The organism is Citrobacter sp. C1 (genome assembly GCF_014596895.2).
GTDB lineage: Bacteria > Pseudomonadota > Gammaproteobacteria > Enterobacterales > Enterobacteriaceae > Citrobacter > Citrobacter gillenii.
Map to the genome: position 1 here is coordinate 2367257 of NZ_CP115035.1, position 19799 is coordinate 2387055.

Sequence of the window (19799 nt, forward strand, 5' to 3'; positions counted from 1 at the left end):
ATCGGCGACCAACAATTGGATTATTAATGAATTTTGTCTAGAGTGAGCGGTCAGAAATGTGCACTCTCTTGCCGCAGATTTTGACCGGCGCGGGACCATTCACACGACCAGAAGGACTTACTTTCAGGCATGAATCGTAGACGATTTATTAAAGGTTCAATGGCAATGGCCGCCGTGTGCGGAACCAGTGGTATTGCATCACTCTTTTCCCGTGCTGCCTATGCGGCAGAGTCTGACATTGCAGACGGAAAAACCGTACGTTTTGATTTTTCCGTACTGCAATCAATGGCCCATGATTTGGCACAAAAACCGTGGGGCGGTGCGCCGCGCGCGTTGCCGGATACGCTGGCGAAACTCACGCCTCAGGCTTACAACAGTATTCAGTACGACGCCGAGCAGTCGCTGTGGAATAACGTTGAAAATCGTCAGCTGGACGCGCAGTTTTTCCATGTTGGCATGGGGTTTCGTCGCCGCGTGCGCATGTTCTCGGTTGATGACAGTACGCATCTGGCGCGTGAGATCCACTTCCGCCCTGAACTGTTCAAATACAACGATGCGGGCGTAGATACCAAACAGCTCGAAGGGCAAACCGATCTCGGATTCGCTGGTTTCCGCGTGTTTAAAGCGCCAGAACTGGCCCGTCGTGATGTGGTTTCTTTCCTCGGTGCCAGCTATTTTCGCGCCGTCGATGACACCTATCAGTACGGTTTGTCAGCGCGTGGCCTGGCGGTGGATACCTATACCGACAGCAAAGAAGAGTTTCCTGACTTTACCGCGTTCTGGTTCGAAACGGTCAAACCGGGCGCGACCAGCTTTACGGTGTATGCGCTGCTCGACAGCCCAAGCGTAACAGGTGCGTTTAAATTTGTGATCCACTGTGAGAAAACGCAGGTGATCATGGATGTGCAGAACCATGTCTACGCCCGTAAAGACATCAAACAGCTCGGCATTGCGCCGATGACCAGCATGTTTAGCTGCGGTAATAACGAACGTCGGATGTGCGATACCATTCACCCGCAAATCCATGACTCCGACCGCCTGGCAATGTGGCGCGGCAACGGGGAGTGGATCTGCCGTCCGCTGAACAATCCACAAAAACTGCAGTTCAATGCCTACACCGATAACAACCCGCGCGGCTTTGGCCTGTTGCAGTTGGATCGTGACTTCTCCCACTATCAGGACATCATGGGCTGGTACAATAAGCGCCCAAGCCTGTGGGTCGAGCCGCGTAACCAGTGGGGCAAGGGGACCATTGGCTTGATGGAGATCCCAACCACCGGTGAAACGCTGGATAACGTTGTCTGCTTCTGGCAGCCGGAGAAGGCGATCAAAGCCGGTGACGATCTGGAGTTCAAATATCGCCTGTACTGGAGCGCACAGCCACCGGTACGCTCACCGTTGGCGCGCGTGTTGGCAACCCGCACTGGCATGGGAGGATTCCCGGAAGGGTGGGCACCGGGCGAGCATTACCCGGAAAAATGGGCGCGCCGCTTTGCCGTTGACTTCGTCGGTGGCGATCTGAAAGCCGCTGCGCCGAAAGGTATTGAGCCGGTGATTACGCTCTCCAGCGGCGAAGCGAAGCAGATTGAAATCCTCTACGTTGAGCCGATCGATGGCTATCGTATTCAGTTTGACTGGTATCCGACCTCTGACTCAACCGAACCGGTAGATATGCGCATGTTCCTGCGTTGTCAGGGCGATGCGATCAGCGAGACCTGGCTGTATCAGTATTTCCCGCCAGCACCGGATAAACGTCAGTACGTCGACGACCGCGAAATGCGTTAATCGCACGGTCTGTGGCTCTCCTGAAGGGGAGTCACAGACATCATCTCTGCTGAAACATTCTGTACGCTATTTACTCGATCCTGTTCGCATTTTTCCCTATGTCAAATGGGTAAGCTGAAGGTGTGTATTTCTTATACACGCTTTTTGTCCACTAACAGGGAGAAAGTATGTTTCCAGAATACAGAGACCTCATTTCCCGACTGAAATCCGAGAATCCTCGCTTTCTGTCTTTATTCGAAAAACACAACAGCCTTGATCATGAGATTTCCAGACTGGAAGGTTCGGATGGTCGGGGATACAGTTTGGATATTGTTCGCCTGAAGAAACAGAAACTTCACCTGAAGGAAGATCTGCTCAAAATCCTGCAAAAAGAGAGTGTCAGTGAGAGCTAAATAGTACGGCTCTCACTGTGTAAAAGGGCTTTCCGCAAAAAATGGGAAGCCCTTCCTGTCAAAGACTTAATCGACCATAACCCGTTTGTTCGTCGCGCCCCATAGAATCGACATTTCGGTGAACAGCGCACCGCTGATTTCTTCCACTTCCTCTGCGCTAACCTGTGCCTTGCCCTGTTTACCGAACAGCACCACCTCATCACCAGAGGTCACCAGCGGCAAATCGGTCACATCGACAATCAGCGTATTCATTGACGTTTTACCCAGCACCGGTACCCGCTGGCCGCGGATCAGCACATGTCCTGCGTTGCTGAACACGCGACGATAGCCGTCAGCATAACCTGCCGGAATGTTAGCGAGAACGGAATCGCGTTTGAGTGTATATGTACGGTCATAGCCGACGGTATTACCTTTCGGGTAATGGTTTACCGACGCAATCGATGATTTAAACGTCATCACGCGTTTGTATTCTGTGCTGGCGATGGTATCACCATAAAAAATTCCGCCAACGCGCACCAGATCCAGCCATGATTCACGCACGGTCAGCGTGGCGAAGGTATTGGCCACATGCAACGTCACGTCTTCGCGCTTCAGTCCGGTAATCTTGAGAACCTGGGCTGATTGGGTATTGAAGCGGGCCAAATCGCGCTTGACCACCGCGGCATCTTCTTCCGGGAAATGCGACATGATGCCGACAATTTTCAGTCCGGGTAAGGCCGAAATAGCGCGGGCTTCTTCCAGTCCGGCCGCCGTGCTGACTTCCAGACCGTTGCGCGACATCCCGCCAGAGTTCAACGCCAGATGAATACGGATGGTTTTGCCTTTCTCCTGAGCAATGGCGCTCAGACGTTTCGCCATGTCCAGATTGCCAATCAGCTCCTCAGTATCAAAATCTGCCGCCTGACGCATCTCTTTTTCCGTGGCATTACGCACGCGCATCAGTTGTGATGTAAAACCGGCCTGACGCACGATGCTGATTTCTTCATTACTGGCGACGCCAATACACTGCACGCCGTTTTGCATCATCACCGGCGTGACGAGAGACAGGTCGTGCCCGTACGCGTCGCCTTTGAGAATGGCGCACAAGCGAGTTTTATCTCCCAGCAACTGCTGAACTTTGTGGATATTATATTCCAGCGCGCTGCGGGAGATCTCAAGGGTGGTATTATCCACCACCTGCTTGCTGACCGCATAAGGCACGGGACCGGTCTGCGAGGTGGGAACGGGTTGGTGACAGGCTGTGATCAGAAACAGCGGGATAAGTGCTAAACGACCCAAAGGTGCTGCCATGCTTGCTCCTTAGCAAAAAAATAGCGGTATTATTGTCATCATTGCGGATCATCCCCATGAGGATGCCCGGTTAATCAGATTAGCGGGTTCGGCGCGGTAGATTGTCGCTAAGTGATTGCTGTTACAGCATAAAAGTATGATGTCCGGGGTGATAAATAGATTAATATCTGCGGATGCCAGTCAGAAATGCCCCGTTAACGAAAGTGAAGGAGATAAACATGCCAGAAGTCATCCCCGTCAGCGACACGCTGGAACTGCGGGCAGTCGAAGAGCAACACGTCACGCCATTGCATCAACTGGTACTCAAAAATAAGCGCTGGCTGCAGCAGTCGCTGAACTGGCCACAGTTTGTCGAATCCGAGGATGACACACGCAAGAACGTGCAGGGCAATATGATGCTGCACCAGCGCGGCTACGCCAAAATGTTCCTTATTTTTGAACAGCAGAACGTGGTGGGGGTGATCTCGTTTAACCAGATCGAACCGTTGAACAAAGCTGCCTATATTGGTTACTGGCTGGATGAAGAACATCAGGGGAAAGGCATACTGTCCCGGGCGCTACAGGCGTTTATTCAACATTACGCGCAGCGCGGTGAGATCCGCCGTTTTATCATTAAATGCCGAGTAGATAACCGTGAAAGCAATCAGGTCGCACAGCGCAATGGTTTCCTGCTGGAAGGTTGTCTGAAGCAGGCGGAGTTCCTCAACGGTGAGTACCATGATGTGAATCTCTACGCCCGTATCATTGATTGCGCCTCAGAATAAGCCTGCCAGAGGCGTGCGGGTAATACGTTGCTCGCCGTTGATCACTTTCGGGCCGCGCAGATGAATCGCGTCGCCCTCAAAGGCCTCGATGCAAGCCTGGCCGGTAACCTCAATGTGATGTTCGATCAGCACTTCGCCATGGATACAGGCGTGGCCTTCAATGAGAATGCGATCGTCAAGCAGGATTGGGCCGCCGCGTAGGCACGCATGCCCCCCAACCAGCACGTGATGCTTCAGGACGCAGTTACCCTCGATCACGGCGTGCTCCGCCACCTGTGAGCTGTAGCGCAGGGTAGGAATGGCATCTTCATCAGTTCCGGAGGTAACCCGAGCATGGCCGTAAACTTTCGCGCAATCGCAGATCCAGACGTTATTTTCTTCATTGCCTTCTATTCGCGCAAAATCAAAAACTTCGGCGCGGTGTTCGATAAAGGCATAATTGACGACAGCGTCGCCATAGATTTGCGCCTGATGCACAACGCGCGAGTTGCTGACGGTTGCGCGGTCATAAATGTGCAAAATCTGGTCGCTTTCACGGGTTAATCCTTTGGCGGCAATGATTTCTGAACCACTCAACACGCGAGCCTCACCGGAAAGGAGGCATTCCCCACGGACAGTCGAATCTTTGACCGTGACGTTGTCACGTATTTCTGCGCCATGGTTGATTTCTGCCTGGTCAATCCATGCGTTATCGCCAACTTGCGTCCCATCTCTGATCACGCTTGCACGGGTAATGCGGGCGTTGCCGGAGATAACCGCCCCGGCAAAGGCGATGGCATTCTCATCGTAAATCCAGCAATCACCGTTTTGCGCCAGCACGCTTTCGTCGTCAATCCAGCCGCCTGGCGTACCGGCTTGCACATCATTAAAGTCGGTGAGGGCGATGACCTGGTGTAGCAATACGTTTTTTTTGTGGCCATTATCCTGATAACTGAAGGAACGTGGCTCATCGCTCAGACGGTATTTGGTCATAAAGAATTTCCCAGTTGCGCACCTTAGTTAAACGTAGCAAAGTTTTCAGCACTGGCTAAACAGCCGTAAATTCCATAAAATGTATTTCAAATATACTTTAAAAAATAAACAAAATGAGTAATAACAAATACAGTGAGCGAGTTCTTAATCTTCCGGCCGGTTATTTTGGCATGGTACTGGGAACCATCGGGATGGGTTTTGCCTGGCGATATGCCAGTCAGATATGGCCGGTGAGTCACTGGATAGGTGACGGTCTGGTGATCCTCGCGATGGTCATTTGGGGGCTGTTGACGCTGGCATTTATGACCCGTCTGGTGCGTTTTCCCCACAGCGTGCTGGCGGAAATACGCCACCCGGTGATGAGCAGCTTTGTCAGTCTTTTCCCTGCCACCACCATGCTGGTGGCGATTGGTTTCGTTCCCTGGTGCCGGCCCTTAGCCGTGGTCTTGTTTGGTATTGGGGTGGTGATCCAGCTGTCGTACGCAGCCTGGCAAACGGCAGGGCTGTGGCGGGGTTCTCATCCGGAAGAAGCTACCACGCCGGGTTTGTATCTGCCGACCGTGGCCAATAACTTTATCAGCGCCATGGCCTGCGGCGCGCTTGGTTACACTGATGCCGGGCTGGTGTTTCTCGGGGCGGGCGTCTTCTCCTGGTTAAGTCTTGAGCCGGTTATTCTGCAGCGTTTACGCAGTTCTGGTGAACTGCCGGCGGTATTACGTACCTCGCTGGGTATTCAACTGGCTCCGGCGCTGGTGGCCTGTAGTGCCTGGCTCAGCGTCAACGGTGGCGAAGGCGATACGCTGGCAAAAATGTTGTTCGGCTATGGCCTGCTGCAACTGCTGTTCATGTTGCGTCTCATGCCGTGGTATCTGTCTCAGCCGTTTAATGCATCATTCTGGAGCTTCTCGTTCGGCGTCTCGGCGCTGGCAACGACGGGGCTGCATTTAGGCCACGGCAGCGAGTCAGGTTTTTTTCATACGCTGGCGATCCCGCTGTTTATTTTTACCAATTTTATCATTGCGCTATTACTGATACGCACGTTTGCATTGCTGATGCAGGGAAAACTGCTTATTCGCACGGAGCGTGCAGCATTACTGAAATCTGAGGATAAATAATGACCCGTTGTGACGAAAACTACTTTACTGAGAAATATGATTTAACCCGCACGCATTCCGATGTTGTCGAGGCGGCAAAAATTGTTACGCCAGGCAAAACATTAGATTTAGGCTGTGGGAATGGTCGTAATAGCCTGTACCTGGCGGCTAACGGTTATGACGTGACGGCGTGGGATAAAAACCCAATGAGCATTGCCAACCTTGAGCGCATTAAAGACGCGGAAGGGCTGACCAATCTGCACGCTGAGGTAGCGGACCTCAATGCGTTACGCTTTGACGGTGAATATGATTTTATTCTTTCAACCGTGGTGATGATGTTCCTCGAAGCAAAAACTATCCCGGGCTTGATTGAAAATATGCAACGCTGCACCAAACCGGGTGGATATAACCTGATCGTCGCGGCAATGGATACCGATGATTTTCCGTGCACCGTTGGGTTCCCGTTTGCGTTTAAAGCCGGAGAATTACGCCGCTATTACACCGGATGGGATCTGCTGAAATATAACGAAGATGTGGGTGAACTTCATCGTACGGATGAGAACGGCAACCGTATTAAACTGCGCTTTGCAACAATGTTGGCGCGTAAAGCTGGTTAACCTACCCATTTGTGATAAGCCTTTCTACGTTCAGCATTTTTTTTGTGCTGAACGTTAAGATAACGTTAAGATAAATTTGTGCGGTCCTTACCATTTTTAGTGCATCCAAAATGATTCTGATTTGCTATTCTTTTCAGGCACCATTGCGAAAACTAAAGGGACCGTTTCATGCGTACTCAAACTTTATTTAAAGTTGCAGTGCTTACTGGCCTGTTGGCATTATCTGGCTGTGCATCAAAAGTGACTCAGCCGGAGAAATACTCTGGGTTTTTAAAAGACTATTCTGGCCTGAAGGAAACTAAATCAGCAACGGGGCAACCGGTGCTTCGTTGGGTTGACCCTAGCTTTAATGAATCTAAATACGACAATATCGTTTATAACCCGATTACGTATTATCCGGTTCCTAAACCAACCACTCAGGTTGGACAACAGGTTCTTGATAGGCTGCTGAGCTATACCAATACTCAAATGAAAACCTCCATTGGTAAGCGTAAGCCGCTGGTGACAACGCCTGGCCCACGTACTTTGATTTTCCGCGGGGCGATCACTGGTGTTGATACCAGTAAAGAAGGGCTGCAATTCTATGAAGTGGTTCCGGTTGCACTGGTTGTTGCCGGTACACAAATGGCAACAGGGCACCGTACCATGGATACCCACCTCTATTTCGAGGGTGAGTTGATCGATGCGGCAACCAATAAGCCGGTAATTAAAGTTGTCCGTAAGGGCGAAGGCAAAGATCTGAATAACGAAAGTACGCCGATGGCGTTCGAAACGTTGAAGAAAGTTGTTGATGACATGGCGACAGATGCCTCCATGTTTGATGTAAATAAAAAGCAATAATGAAAAACGCACCGTCTGCTTTCTGCGGATGGTGCGATTTTTTCAGGCAACCCGGCGGCGGTACAGCAGTTTCCCCATCAGCACTTCCGGGCGGGTGAACATCACCAGATTCCCCAGTAAAATCAGCACTAATCCGGCAATGGCATTAATCTGCCAGACATACCCCTCATACAGCGTGGACAGCGTCAGTGCCACCAGTGGAAAAAGCAGCGTGCTGTAGGCCGCCTTGCTGGGACCGACACGTCCGACCAGCGTGAAATAGGCGCCAAAGGCAATCACCGAACCAAAAATTGCCAGATACAACAGCGCGCTAAGATAACTGAAGGTCCACTGAGGTGTGAAGTTGTCGCCGCGCACCAGCGCAATGATAGCAATCAACACGGTGCCGTATAACATCGCCCAGCTGTTGGTGGTCATCACCTCGAGGCCATTTTTCTGATGGCGCAGGCTTATCATGTTGCCCAGTGAGAAACCAAACGTGCCGAGGGCGCTCAAGCCAATGCCCAGCAGCAGTGAATGATTTAACCCGCTGTTGACTAAATCTTGCCAGAACAAGGTGACGATGCCTGTCAGGCCCAGTCCGGCGGCGACATAAAAACGTCGCGGTGGTTTTTGACCAAAAAACAAGTAGCTATTAACCGCGTTGAACAGGACTGCCATTGAAAAAATAACCGATTCGAGTCCGGTATTGATCCATGCGGCGGCAGTGTAAAAACACCAGAAGTTAAAACAAAAAACGCAGCCGCCTTGTAACAAACAAAACAGATGGTCACGTGCGGAAAGCTTACGCAATTTTCCGCTGACCAGCAGAATGGCTATCATCACCGTGCTGGCAACGGCAAAGCGCCAGAAGATAGAAACAGGGGCGGCAACCGGGCCTTGTTGCAGGTAAATGGCAATCCATGTCGTGCCCCATATCACCACCACCAGACTGTACAACAGTGCGTTCATACATCGCTCTCATTTTGCCTATTCAAAGGCAGACTGTGCCACACCACTTCCGAGGGCGCTTTCATCCGATTGCGGGAGACTTGCAAAATCTTGCGCTTTTTTTTATGCAAAGCGGAAAAGAGGGCTGTTAACACCCTGTTGCTGAGATAGACTGAAAGTCTGCTCACAACGTCTTTGAAAGTGATGGTATGCCTCAGCCCTACGATGCCTTTGAAAACTTACGCAAACATAATGCCGTGCTGCATGAATCGGTTGCGTTACATTCTGGGATCCAGCTGGCGGCGTGGTCGAACAAACGCGATACCATCACCCAATATTGCGATCACCATACGCTCAGTTTGTATGTGGCAGATGGCTATGAGAGTTACCACAAAACGGCGGGTGGCTGGAAGAACGGCGGTGGCCCGGACCGCTTCTGCCTGATGCCCAAAGAGAGTGAATCCAGTTGGGATATCCGCGACGATCTGTCGTTTGTGCATCTCTACTGTACCGACGCGCATTTGCGTGATGTGGGGGAGAAAGTCTGGGATAAGAGCCCTTATAGCGTCACGCTGGACGAACATACTTTCGGCAGCGATCCGGGGATCACCGCTGTGTACCGCCAGTTTCTGCTTGGTAATGACTGGCAACAGCCTGCTAACCATCTCACGCTGAGCGCCGCATCTTCGCTGTTATTAACGCACCTGATCCAGCATTACAGTAACGTACAATGGCGACCGCCGGTGGTGACGGGCGGACTCGCGCCCGTCACCTTGCGTAATGTGCTGGCCTATATCGACGCGCATTTGGCGTATCCCATCACCCTGAGCGATTTGGCAGGTGAAGCGGCGTTGAGCGATTTTCACTTCGCCCGAATGTTCCGCCAGTCGATGAACATGGCGCCCCATCAGTATGTCATGCAGCGCCGTATGGCGCTGGCGCAGCAGCTGGTTTGTTACTCTTCCCGCAGCTTGTCTGATATCGCGATGGCCTGCGGGTTTAGCTCCGCCAGCCACTTCAGCAACCGTTTTAAGCAGGTGACGGGCAAAACGCCCTCGCAGCTACGTGCGGCGCGCTAATCTCAGCACCGTGTAGCACACCCCTCCGGCAATTAATCCCCAAAATGCAGATCCAATCCCCAGCAGCGTCAAACCACTGGCGGTGACCAGAAAAGTGATAATCGCCGCGTCACGCTCGGCTTCGTGATGCAGCGCCTGATACAGGCTGCCGCTAATCGTCCCCAGCAGCGCCAAACCGGCCAGCATCTGGATCCAGCTCACCGGCAGGGCCGCCATTAACCCGGTCACTGAACCGCCGAATACGCCTGCCAGCAGATAGAAAACCCCCGCGGCAGCGGCCGCTAACCAGCGTCGCTGGGCGTCCGGGTGCGCTTCCGGGCTTTGGCATATCGCGGCGGTGATGGCGGCAATACAGATGGAGTAGACGCCAAACGGGGAAAACAACAGCGCCAGCAGGCCGGTGAACACGATCAACGGCGAAACGGGTAATGAATAGCCGGAGGCCTTCATGGTGGCAATGCCGGGAGCATTTTGCGAGGCCATGGTGACCAGAAACAGCGGCAGAGCAATACTGATGCTGTGGGCGAGGGAAAAGTGGGGGGCGATAAATTCCGGCATCACCGGTGAGAGAGTGATGTTGTTAGTGACAACGTCACCTTTTATCAAGGCAATCATTATTCCTACCAACATCGCAGCAATGACCGCGTAGCGCGGGGCGACAACTTTGAGCACCAACCACGCCAGCAGCATGCTGCCGCACAGGAGCAGCTCGTTGTTCAAACTATTAAATGCCTGTAGGCCAAAACGCAGCAGGATCCCCGCCAGCATCGCTGACGCCAGCGAGTGAGGGATGACTTGCATCAGTCGGGCGAACAATCCCGTCACGCCGCACAGGACAATCAGCGCATTGGCGACAATAAATACGCCAATTGCCTCCTGAATAGTGACACCCTGCAGACCGGTGACCAGCAGCGCTGCACCGGGCGTTGACCACGCGGTTAATATCGGCGCACGGTACCATAACGTTAATGCCAGCGTACTGACGCCCATGGCGATGCCCAGCGCGGTCATCCAGCCGGCAATTTGCCCGGTAGTTGCCCCGGCGGCTATCGCTGCTTGCCAGATAATCGCCGCTGAACTGGCGTAGCCGACCAGCACAGCAACAAAACCAGACAGTACGGTAGGCAGAGGGAGTGAATATGTGCGCATAGCGGCTCCGCGTGCGTTATAACGGTCGGTCACTGTAGCACTGTGCGCTATAGCGTACAAGTGATAGTCTAGTGCTTTGCCACATGAGATCGAGGGAGATAACGAATGGACAATGTTACCCACTATCTGGCGACCACGCTCAGGGCGTTACGTCAGCAGCGGGAATGGAGCCTTGCACGTCTGGCGCAGGAGACCGGCGTGTCAAAAGCCATGCTGGGGCAGATTGAGCGCAACGAATCCAGCCCAACGGTGGCGACATTATGGAAAATCGCCACCGGACTGAACGTTCCCTTTTCGAGCTTTATCACGCCGCCGGAAGCGGAGAGCACGCCCGCATTCGACCCGCAGCAGCAGGCGATGATCGTCACGCCGCTGTTCCCGTGGGATCCACAGCTCTGCTTTGACCATTTTTCGATAGTGCTGGCACCGGGAGCGCTTAGCGAATCTACCCCGCATGAGACCGGCGTTATTGAACATGTGGTGGTGATTAATGGCCTGCTGGATATGGACATTGACGGCAGATGGCGAACGTTAAAAACCGGTGAGGGAGTGCGTTTTGCCGGGGATACCGCACACAGTTATCGGAACAGCAGTGAACTGCCGGTTCACTTTCATTCGCTCATCCATTACCCACGGAGTTAATAGGGAAAACTATTTCGCAACGTCGCGCTTCTGACTACAATAGCCGCCATTTTACCGCTTTTGGATGGTAACAACCGTATGCCTCAGCAACCTCATCGTCTTGAATTGTTAAGCCCGGCCCGTGACACCGCGATTGCGCGCGAAGCCATTTTGCACGGCGCAGATGCCGTTTACATTGGTGGACCGGGGTTTGGTGCACGTCATAATGCCAGTAACAGCCTGAAGGATATTGCTGAACTGGTGCCTTTCGCCCATCGCTATGGGGCAAAAATCTTTGTGACGTTGAACACGATTTTACACGATGATGAGCTGGAACCCGCTCAGCGGTTGATTACCGACCTGTATCAGACCGGCGTTGATGCCCTGATTGTACAGGATATGGGGATTCTGGAGCTGGATATTCCGCCCATTGAGCTGCATGCCAGCACCCAGTGTGATATTCGCAGCGTCGAGAAGGCTAAGTTTCTCGGCGATGTGGGGTTTACCCAGATTGTACTGGCGCGCGAGCTGAGTCTGGAACAGATTAGCGCCATCCATCAGGCTACCGACGCGACCCTTGAGTTTTTTATTCACGGTGCGTTGTGTGTGGCGTATTCCGGCCAATGCTATATTTCCCATGCCCAGACCGGGCGCAGCGCTAACCGTGGTGACTGCTCTCAGGCTTGTCGCCTGCCGTATACCCTGAAAGACGATCAGGGGCGGGTGGTGTCATACGAAAAACACCTGCTGTCGATGAAAGATAACGATCAGACCGCTAATCTGGGCGCGTTGATCGACGCAGGCGTGCGGTCCTTCAAAATTGAAGGCCGCTACAAAGACATGAGCTACGTGAAAAATATCACCGCCCATTATCGCCAGATGTTGGATGCGATTATCGAACAGCGCGGTGATTTGGCCCGTGCCTCAGCCGGTCGTACAGAACATTTCTTTACCCCCTCAACGGACAAAACGTTCCACCGTGGCAGCACAGATTACTTTGTCACCGCCCGCAAAGGGGATATCGGTGCATTTGACTCGCCGAAGTTTATCGGCTTGCCGGTAGGCGAAGTGCTGAAGGTAGGTAAAGATTACCTTGATGTTGAAGTGACGGAGCCGCTGGCTAACGGCGATGGCCTGAACGTGTTGATCAAACGCGATGTGGTTGGATTTCGCGCCAATACCGTCGAGAAAACGGGGAACAACCGCTATCGGGTCTGGCCGAATGAAATGCCGGCCGATCTGCATAAAGTGCGTCCGCATCATCCGTTGAATCGTAACCTCGATCATAACTGGCAGCAGGCGTTGACCAAAACGTCCAGCGAACGTCGCGTGGCGGTCGATATTGAACTGGGCGGCTGGCAGGAACAGCTGATCCTGACGCTCACCAGCGAAGAGGGCGTGAGCATCACCCACACGCTGGACGGCCAGTTTGAGGAAGCGAACAACGCGGAAAAAGCGCTGAGCAATTTGCAGGAGGGGCTGGCAAAGCTTGGGCAGACGCTGTATTACGCCCGTGATATTCAGGTGAATCTGCCGGGCGCACTGTTTGTGCCGAACGGTCAGCTTAATCAACTGCGTCGTGACGCCGTTGAAATGCTGGACGCAGCGCGACTGGCCAGTTACCAGCGTGGCCGCCGCAAACCGGTAGCCGACCCGGCCCCGGTTTACCCGCAAACGCATCTGAGTTTTCTGGCAAACGTCTATAACCATAAAGCGCGCGCGTTTTATCACCGTTATGGTGTTCAGCTGATTGATGCTGCTTATGAAGCGCATGAGGAAAAAGGCGAGGTGCCGGTGATGATCACCAAGCACTGCCTGCGTTTTGCCTTTAATCTGTGCCCAAAACAGGCCAAAGGTAACATCAAAAGCTGGAAAGCAACGCCAATGCAGCTGGTCAACGGTGACGATGTGCTGACGCTGAAATTTGATTGCCGACCGTGCGAAATGCACGTCATCGGCAAGATGAAACATCACATTCTGAAAATGCCGTTGCCGGGCAGCATCGTGGCTTCCGTCAGTCCGGATGAACTGATGAAAACGCTGCCGAAGCGTAAAGGCTAAGCGTTAACTTTGATGGGTATCGGGTTTGCGCGATTTTTGCCAGTGATGGTGTTCGCGGAGATCGGCGGCGGATTCTTCCGCCGTCATACGCAGTTCATCGCTGTCAGCCGTGTGACGTAATAAGTGATCGGCATCCTGCACCTGAAGATATTCATGTCCCTGATTAGTAGCGAAAAGCTGGCCAGAAAAAAGCGCACTGCTCAGCAATAACACCGTTAACCCTTTCTTAAACATCATTCACCCCCTGGTACGTTTTAACAAAAATTGCGGTAATTTCATCGAGTGACTATTTCATTATTTAATCGGGTTAAAGGCAATCGATGTTTCATCAATTCGCCGGTTATTGCATTTTTGTTTATATAACGTTGGGATTTTAGCTGTCGGGTAACGCTACGCTACCCGACCAATATGAATGCAGACTCAGGACTTAAAACCTGCTGCCGTCATCAGCACACGGAAGACCATGCCAACAGCGGCCAGGGCCAGCACGCTGCCGCCCCACAGGATCACCAACCACATCAGGCGTTTCCAGATTGATTGTTGCATCAATGATACCCCTCACCAGGTTGAACTTTGCCGCGAAAAACGTAATAGCTCCAGAAGGTGTAGACGAGGATTATTGGGATAATCAACAAGGCACCTACCAGCATAAAGCCCTGACTTTGTGGCGGGGCTGCCGCCTGCCAGAGGGTGATGGACGGTGGAATGATATGCGGCCAGATGCTGATCCCCAGTCCGCTGAAACCGAGGAAAATTAGCCCCAGCGTCAGGATAAACGCCAGTGCATGGCTGTGCTGCTGGCCCAGCGAACGCCACAACCACAGGCTGATCAGCGCGACCAGGAGTGGAACCGGCATCAGGAACCACAGGTTTGGCAGGCTAAACCAGCGATCGGCAATGGCGCTGTGCGCCAGCGGTGTCCACAGGCTGATAATGGCAATGACGACCAGCAACGCCAGCAGCAGTTTTTTGGCGGCGTTGCGCATTTTATCCTGTAGTGGATTTTCGCTTTTCATCACCAGCCATGTCGCACCCAGCAGCGCATAGGCCACCACCAGGCCCACGCCGCAAAACAGCGTGAAAGGGGTGAGCCAGTCGAAAGGTCCGCCGCTGTAGCTGCGTCCGCTGACTGAAAATCCATTAAGCACCGCACCGACGACAACGCCCTGGGTAAAGGTGGCGAGGATTGAACCGCATATAAACGCTTTATCCCAGAATGGCCGGTGTGCGGGCGTTGCTTTGAAACGAAACTCAAAGGCCACACCGCGAAAAATCAGGCCGATTAGCATCAGGGTTAAGGGGATGGTCAGCGCATCGACGATCACCGCGTAGGCCAGCGGAAAGGCACCAAACAAGCCTGCGCCCCCCAGCACCAGCCAGGTTTCATTGCCGTCCCAGACCGGCGCGACGCTGTTGACCATCACATCGCGATCGTCGGGGTCCTGAATGGCCGGAAATAAAATGCCAATCCCAAGGTCGAAACCATCCATCACGATATACATCAGGGTGGCGAACACGATGATAACGAACCAGATAACTGATAAATCAATACCCATTAGCGATGTGCCTCCGGTTGAGAATCGAGGACCGCAGCGGAAAGCGGTCGTGCAGGAGTACCCGTTGGCGGACTCGTCGGGTCATCTTCCTGCGGTCCTTTACGGATCAGGCGGATCATGTAGCTGTAGCCCACACCGAAGACCGAACTGTAAACCACAAAGAAGGCCATCAGGCTGATGCTCATGTGCAAATCGCCATGTGCGGAAACCGCATCCGCCGTCCGTTGCAGGCCGTAAACAACCCACGGCTGACGACCGACTTCGGTGGTCACCCATCCAGCCAGAATGGCAATCAGACCGGAGGGTCCCATCCATAGTGCGAAGCGCAGGAAAGGACGCGAGGTATACAGGCGTTGTTTGTAGCGCAGCCACAGGGCAAATGTGCCGAGCAAGATCATCAACATCCCCAGCCCCGCCATAATGCGAAACGACCAGAACACCATGGTGGAGTTAGGACGATCTTCTTTCGGAAATTCTTTCAGAGCCGGAACTTGTTTATCCAGACTGTGGGTCAAAATCAGGCTGCCCAGCGCGGGTATTGCCAGCCCGTAGCGGGTGCGCTCCTGTTCCATATCCGGCCAGCCGAACAGCAACAGCGGGGTCGGTTCACCGGACACGTTTTCCCAGTGGCCTTCAATGGCGGCAATCTTGGCGGGTTGATGCTTCAGGGTGTTAAGTCCATGCATATCACCAATCAACGCCTGTAATGGGGCGACGATCAGCATCATCCACAGGGCCATTGAAAACATGGCACGAATTGCCGGCGTATTATTTCCACGTAATAGATGCCAGGCCGCCGACGCCGCGACAAACAGGGCGCTGCTCAGGAAGGCGGCGACGGACATATGCAGTAGACGATAGGGGAAGGACGGATTGAAGATGACGGCAAACCAGTCCACCGGCACGACTTGTCCGTTGATAATTTCGTAACCCTGCGGTGTTTGCATCCAGCTGTTGGAGGCGAGGATCCAGAAAGTTGAAATAATGGTGCCCAGCGCGACCATACAGGTGGCGAAGAAGTGTAGACCTGGACCTACGCGCTGCCAGCCAAACAGCATCACGCCAAGGAATCCTGCCTCGAGGAAGAAGGCGGTCAGTACTTCATAGGTCAGCAGCGGCCCGGTGATACTCCCGGCGAACTCGGAAAAACCGCTCCAGTTGGTACCGAACTGGTAGGCCATTACCAGGCCCGAAACCACGCCCATACCAAAGTTGACGGCGAATATTTTAGACCAGAAATGATACAGCGAACGCCAGGTGGGATTTTTGGTTTTCAGCCACAGACCTTCAAGCACCGCCAGATAGCTGGCAAGACCGATAGTAATGGCCGGAAAGATGATGTGAAACGACACCGTAAACGCGAACTGGATACGCGCCAGGTGAAACGCGTCAAGACCGAACATGCTTAACTCCGCAGGCAAAATTGATTTAGCGCAATTCTATGCCTGAGGAACAGTGGGGGGCAGAAACAGAACAGTTCTTTTTAACCATAACAGTTGCAGTGCTGTTATTTGTTAGTGGTACTGATATGAAAACTTCATTTTTTAAACGCCCATAAAATCAATTATTTATTCTATTTAAAGCACGCGACGAAAATTGATGCTGTGCAGGCTCGCGGTGTGAGCATGTGGTTAACCGCTTTCGTTCACAATGCAGTAAAAACACAATCCCATAACAGTTGTCAGAATGTTGTTAATTTTATTGACTGATATACACTGCGAGCGTCACCTGCATCTGACTCCCGAGAATCATCATGAAAAAATATCAACGGCTGGCGGAACAAATTCGCGATCAAATCGCCTCTGGCGTCTGGCAACCCGGCGATCGTCTACCTTCTTTACGTGAACAGGTGGCGACCAGTGGGATGAGTTTTATGACCGTCGGCCATGCTTATCAGCTGCTGGAAAGTCAGGGGCGGATCATTGCGCGGCCGCAATCCGGCTATTATGTTGCCGCGCGGCCCGAACGTGAGTTGGCAACCCCGCAATCGCAGGTTGTGCGCGATGAAGCGGTCGATATCAACACGTATATTTTTGACATGCTGCAGGCCAGCCGGGATGCTTCGGTGATGCCGTTTGCGTCCGCATTTCCCGACCCCCGTTTATTTCCCCTGCAGCAGCTTAACCGTTCGTTGGCGCAGGTGAGCAAAACGGCGACGGCCATGAGCGTGATTGAAAACCTGCCGCCGGGTAATGCCGAATTGCGTAATGCCATTGCACGTCGCTATGCACAGCAGGGGATCACTATTTCGCCGGATGACATTGTGATTACCGCCGGGGCGCTGGAAGCCCTCAACCTGAGCCTGCAGGCGGTGACCGAACCTGGCGACTGGGTGATTGTCGAAAATCCCTGTTTTTACGGCGCCTTGCAGGCGCTTGAAAGGCTGCGTTTAAAAGCGCTGTCTGTTGCCACCGACGTCAAGGACGGGATCGATCTCGTCGCACTGGAGCAGGCTTTACAAGAGTATCCGGTGAAGGCTTGCTGGCTGATGACCAACAGCCAAAACCCGTTGGGGTTTACGCTCAGCGCAGAGAAAAAGGCCCATCTGGTCGCGTTGCTGGAAAAATACAACGTGATGCTGATCGAGGATGATGTTTACAGCGAGCTGTATTTTGGCCGTGAAAAACCGCTGCCCGCCAAAGCCTGGGATCGTGGCGACAGAGTGCTACACTGTTCGTCGTTTTCAAAATGCCTGGTGCCCGGATTTCGCGTTGGCTGGGTGGCGGCGGGGAAGCATGCGCGGCGCATTCAGCGGCTTCAGTTGATGAGCACCTTATCAACCAGTTCCCCGATGCAACTCGCATTGGTGGATTACCTGTCTACCCGGCGTTATGACGCGCATTTGCGTCGGCTACGTCGTCAACTGGCAGAACGCAAACAGCAGGCCTGGCAAACGCTGCTGCGCCATCTTCCGGCGGAAGTCAAAATTCATCATAGCGATAGCGGCTATTTTCTGTGGCTCGAACTGCCTGAACCGCTTGATGCGGGCGAGCTCAGCACGCAGGCACTGGCGCACCATATCAGCATTGCACCGGGGAAAATGTTCTCGACGTCAGGAACCTGGACACGCTTCTTTCGCTTCAATACCGCATGGCACTGGGGAGAACGCGAAGAGCAGGCAGTGAAACAACTTGGGAAATTAATTCGCGAGATGATGAAATAATAATGAATGGGCTATTCAATATAAAAGAATAGCCCATTCTTATTTTTGAAATAGCACCAGTAAAATCACGATGTTATTTCTTTAGGTGCAACCATACAAAATATCAATACCTCTAATTATTCCCCTCCGTGCATCTAACTCGTTGTCTATACTCCAGAAGATTAAATAACGTTGCAATAACTGACAGCGTAATGAGCGTTAGCTCACAACCTGATTAAATTTCCTTGCGCCAGCAGGAACGCTGCCAACACCCCGACTACTTTTAGGAAAGGACATATATTTACGGCAAGGCTGCCGCTCATTATTTTTTTTCGACAGGAGTAAGACGTTATGAGCAAGCAATTTGCCCTCACGAGCCTGTGTGCGCTCAGTATGACACTGATGACCGCCCACGCAGCTGAACCCCCAACATCATTAGATAAACCAGAAGGACGCCTGGATATTATTGCCTGGCCGGGGTATATCGAACGTGGCCAAACGGATAAACAATATGACTGGGTCTCACAGTTTGAGAAGGAAACGGGCTGCGCGGTGAATGTGAAAACAGCGGCCACCTCAGACGAAATGGTTAGCCTGATGGCAAAAGGCGGATATGACCTGGTCACGGCATCCGGTGACGCGTCACTGCGTTTAATTATGGGGAAACGTGTTCAACCTATTAATACTGCACTTATTCCGAACTGGAAAATCATCGATCCGCGTGTAGTCAACGGCGAATGGTTTAATGTCGGGGGAAAAGTGTACGGCACACCGTATCAGTGGGGGCCAAACCTGCTGATGTACAACACCAAGACCTTCCCAACGCCGCCGGATAGCTGGAAAGTGGTGTTTGTAGCGCAAACGCTGGAAGACGGCAAAAGCAATAAAGGGCGCGTCCAGGCTTACGACGGTCCGATTTATATCGCCGATGCGGCGTTATTTGTTAAAGCCACCCAACCACAACTGGGCATTACCGACCCCTATCAGCTGACCGAGAAACAGTATCAGGCCGTCATTAAGGTCCTGAGAGATCAGCATAGTCTGATCCATCGCTACTGGCATGACACCACCGTGCAAATGAGTGATTTTAAAAACGAAGGTGTTGTCGCCTCCAGCGCATGGCCTTATCAGGCTAACGCCCTGAAGGCTGAAGGGCAACCTGTCGCCACCGTCTTCCCAAAAGAAGGGGTTACCGGTTGGGCGGATACCACCATGCTGCACAGCGAAGCAAAACATCCGGTCTGTGCTTACAAATGGATGAACTGGTCATTAACCCCGAAAGTGCAGGGCGACGTTGCCGCCTGGTTTGGATCGCTGCCGGTCGTGCCTGAGGGATGCAAAGCCAGCCCGCTGCTGGGTGAAAAAGGATGTGAAACCAATGGCTATAGCTATTTCGACAAAATCGCCTTCTGGAAAACGCCGATCGCCGAAGGGGGCAAGTTCGTTCCTTACAGTCGCTGGACGCAAGATTACATAGCCATTATGGGCGGTCGCTGATTCCGCTGGG

General features: G+C 52.8%; 19 protein-coding genes. 11 read left to right on the forward strand and 8 right to left on the reverse strand.

Features of this window, described 5'->3' with window-relative positions:
• The first annotated feature begins 129 nt into the window (after window positions 1-129).
• Together IB214_RS11460 and IB214_RS11465 are read left to right on the forward strand one after the other, a co-directional pair.
• Window positions 130-1785, forward strand: a complete 1656-nt coding sequence (locus IB214_RS11460) for a glucan biosynthesis protein (RefSeq protein ID WP_117342838.1) — start codon at window positions 130-132, stop codon at window positions 1783-1785.
• 167 nt (window positions 1786-1952) lie between these two features.
• Entirely contained in the window at window positions 1953-2177 is a 225-nt protein-coding gene (locus IB214_RS11465; protein WP_003833168.1) for a YdcH family protein, read from the forward strand.
• A gap of 66 nt (window positions 2178-2243) precedes the next feature.
• Here IB214_RS11465 and alr read toward each other — a convergent pair whose 3' ends face one another.
• On the reverse strand, window positions 2244-3467 hold the full coding sequence (alr, locus tag IB214_RS11470; protein WP_117342837.1) for an alanine racemase: 1224 nt from the start codon (window positions 3465-3467) through the stop codon (window positions 2244-2246).
• Between the two features lie 218 nt (window positions 3468-3685).
• Here alr and rimL point away from each other — a divergent pair, with 218 nt between their 5' ends.
• Complete coding sequence (gene rimL / locus IB214_RS11475) at window positions 3686-4231, forward strand: 50S ribosomal protein L7/L12-serine acetyltransferase (RefSeq protein ID WP_117342836.1); 546 nt, start codon at window positions 3686-3688, stop codon at window positions 4229-4231.
• On the opposite strand, the gene ydcK is transcribed toward rimL, so the two are convergent.
• The gene (gene ydcK, locus IB214_RS11480) at window positions 4223-5203 is read right to left on the reverse strand and encodes a YdcK family protein (RefSeq protein WP_117342835.1); all 981 of its coding nucleotides are present in this window, start codon (window positions 5201-5203) and stop codon (window positions 4223-4225) included. The genes rimL and ydcK overlap by 9 nt on opposite strands.
• Window positions 5204-5316: 113 nt before the next feature.
• On the opposite strand from ydcK, the gene tehA reads away from it, so the two are divergent.
• The 3 genes from tehA (at window position 5317) to IB214_RS11495 (ending at window position 7754) form a co-directional block, all read left to right on the forward strand.
• Window positions 5317-6318, forward strand: coding sequence for a dicarboxylate transporter/tellurite-resistance protein TehA (gene tehA, locus IB214_RS11485; protein ID WP_115258443.1), 1002 nt, complete (start codon window positions 5317-5319; stop codon window positions 6316-6318).
• Complete coding sequence (tehB, locus tag IB214_RS11490; protein ID WP_117342834.1) at window positions 6318-6914, forward strand: tellurite resistance methyltransferase TehB; 597 nt, start codon at window positions 6318-6320, stop codon at window positions 6912-6914. Before tehA ends, tehB begins: the two co-directional genes overlap by 1 nt.
• A gap of 168 nt (window positions 6915-7082) precedes the next feature.
• Complete coding sequence (locus IB214_RS11495; RefSeq protein WP_115258444.1) at window positions 7083-7754, forward strand: DUF3313 domain-containing protein; 672 nt, start codon at window positions 7083-7085, stop codon at window positions 7752-7754.
• 42 nt (window positions 7755-7796) lie between these two features.
• Here IB214_RS11495 and IB214_RS11500 read toward each other — a convergent pair whose 3' ends face one another.
• On the reverse strand, window positions 7797-8705 hold the full coding sequence (locus IB214_RS11500) for a DMT family transporter (protein ID WP_117342833.1): 909 nt from the start codon (window positions 8703-8705) through the stop codon (window positions 7797-7799).
• Between the two features lie 188 nt (window positions 8706-8893).
• Here IB214_RS11500 and IB214_RS11505 point away from each other — a divergent pair, with 188 nt between their 5' ends.
• Window positions 8894-9763 (forward strand): AraC family transcriptional regulator, encoded by an 870-nt coding sequence (locus IB214_RS11505; RefSeq protein WP_117342832.1) that lies wholly within the window; start codon window positions 8894-8896, stop codon window positions 9761-9763.
• On the opposite strand, the gene IB214_RS11510 is transcribed toward IB214_RS11505, so the two are convergent.
• Window positions 9746-10912 (reverse strand): benzoate/H(+) symporter BenE family transporter, encoded by a 1167-nt coding sequence (locus IB214_RS11510; protein WP_135953051.1) that lies wholly within the window; start codon window positions 10910-10912, stop codon window positions 9746-9748. The two genes, IB214_RS11505 and IB214_RS11510, sit on opposite strands and share 18 nt — an antisense overlap.
• Window positions 10913-11017: 105 nt before the next feature.
• Here IB214_RS11510 and IB214_RS11515 point away from each other — a divergent pair, with 105 nt between their 5' ends.
• Both IB214_RS11515 and IB214_RS11520 read left to right on the forward strand, forming a co-directional pair.
• Window positions 11018-11554: an XRE family transcriptional regulator gene (locus tag IB214_RS11515; protein WP_117342830.1), complete on the forward strand. Its 537-nt coding sequence runs from the start codon at window positions 11018-11020 to the stop codon at window positions 11552-11554.
• Window positions 11555-11632: 78 nt separating this feature from the next.
• Window positions 11633-13594 (forward strand): U32 family peptidase, encoded by a 1962-nt coding sequence (locus tag IB214_RS11520; protein WP_117342829.1) that lies wholly within the window; start codon window positions 11633-11635, stop codon window positions 13592-13594.
• A gap of 3 nt (window positions 13595-13597) precedes the next feature.
• Here IB214_RS11520 and IB214_RS11525 read toward each other — a convergent pair whose 3' ends face one another.
• The 4 genes from IB214_RS11525 to IB214_RS11540 form a co-directional block, all read right to left on the reverse strand.
• A complete protein-coding gene (locus tag IB214_RS11525; protein ID WP_117342828.1) occupies window positions 13598-13828 on the reverse strand; it encodes a DUF2554 family protein in 231 nt (76 codons plus the stop codon).
• A 186-nt stretch (window positions 13829-14014) separates the two neighbouring features.
• Window positions 14015-14140, reverse strand: a complete 126-nt coding sequence (locus IB214_RS11530; protein ID WP_096756972.1) for a DUF2474 domain-containing protein — start codon at window positions 14138-14140, stop codon at window positions 14015-14017.
• Window positions 14140-15150: a cytochrome d ubiquinol oxidase subunit II gene (cydB, locus tag IB214_RS11535; protein WP_115258450.1), complete on the reverse strand. Its 1011-nt coding sequence runs from the start codon at window positions 15148-15150 to the stop codon at window positions 14140-14142. Before cydB ends, IB214_RS11530 begins: the two co-directional genes overlap by 1 nt.
• The gene (locus tag IB214_RS11540) at window positions 15150-16553 is read right to left on the reverse strand and encodes a cytochrome ubiquinol oxidase subunit I (protein WP_117342827.1); all 1404 of its coding nucleotides are present in this window, start codon (window positions 16551-16553) and stop codon (window positions 15150-15152) included. The genes cydB and IB214_RS11540 overlap by 1 nt, the downstream gene beginning before the upstream one ends.
• A 350-nt stretch (window positions 16554-16903) precedes the next feature.
• Here IB214_RS11540 and IB214_RS11545 point away from each other — a divergent pair, with 350 nt between their 5' ends.
• Both IB214_RS11545 and ydcS read left to right on the forward strand, forming a co-directional pair.
• Window positions 16904-18313, forward strand: a complete 1410-nt coding sequence (locus IB214_RS11545) for a PLP-dependent aminotransferase family protein (RefSeq protein WP_117342826.1) — start codon at window positions 16904-16906, stop codon at window positions 18311-18313.
• 330 nt (window positions 18314-18643) lie between these two features.
• On the forward strand, window positions 18644-19789 hold the full coding sequence (gene ydcS, locus IB214_RS11550; protein WP_117342825.1) for a putative ABC transporter substrate-binding protein YdcS: 1146 nt from the start codon (window positions 18644-18646) through the stop codon (window positions 19787-19789).
• Window positions 19790-19799: the final 10 nt, after the last annotated feature.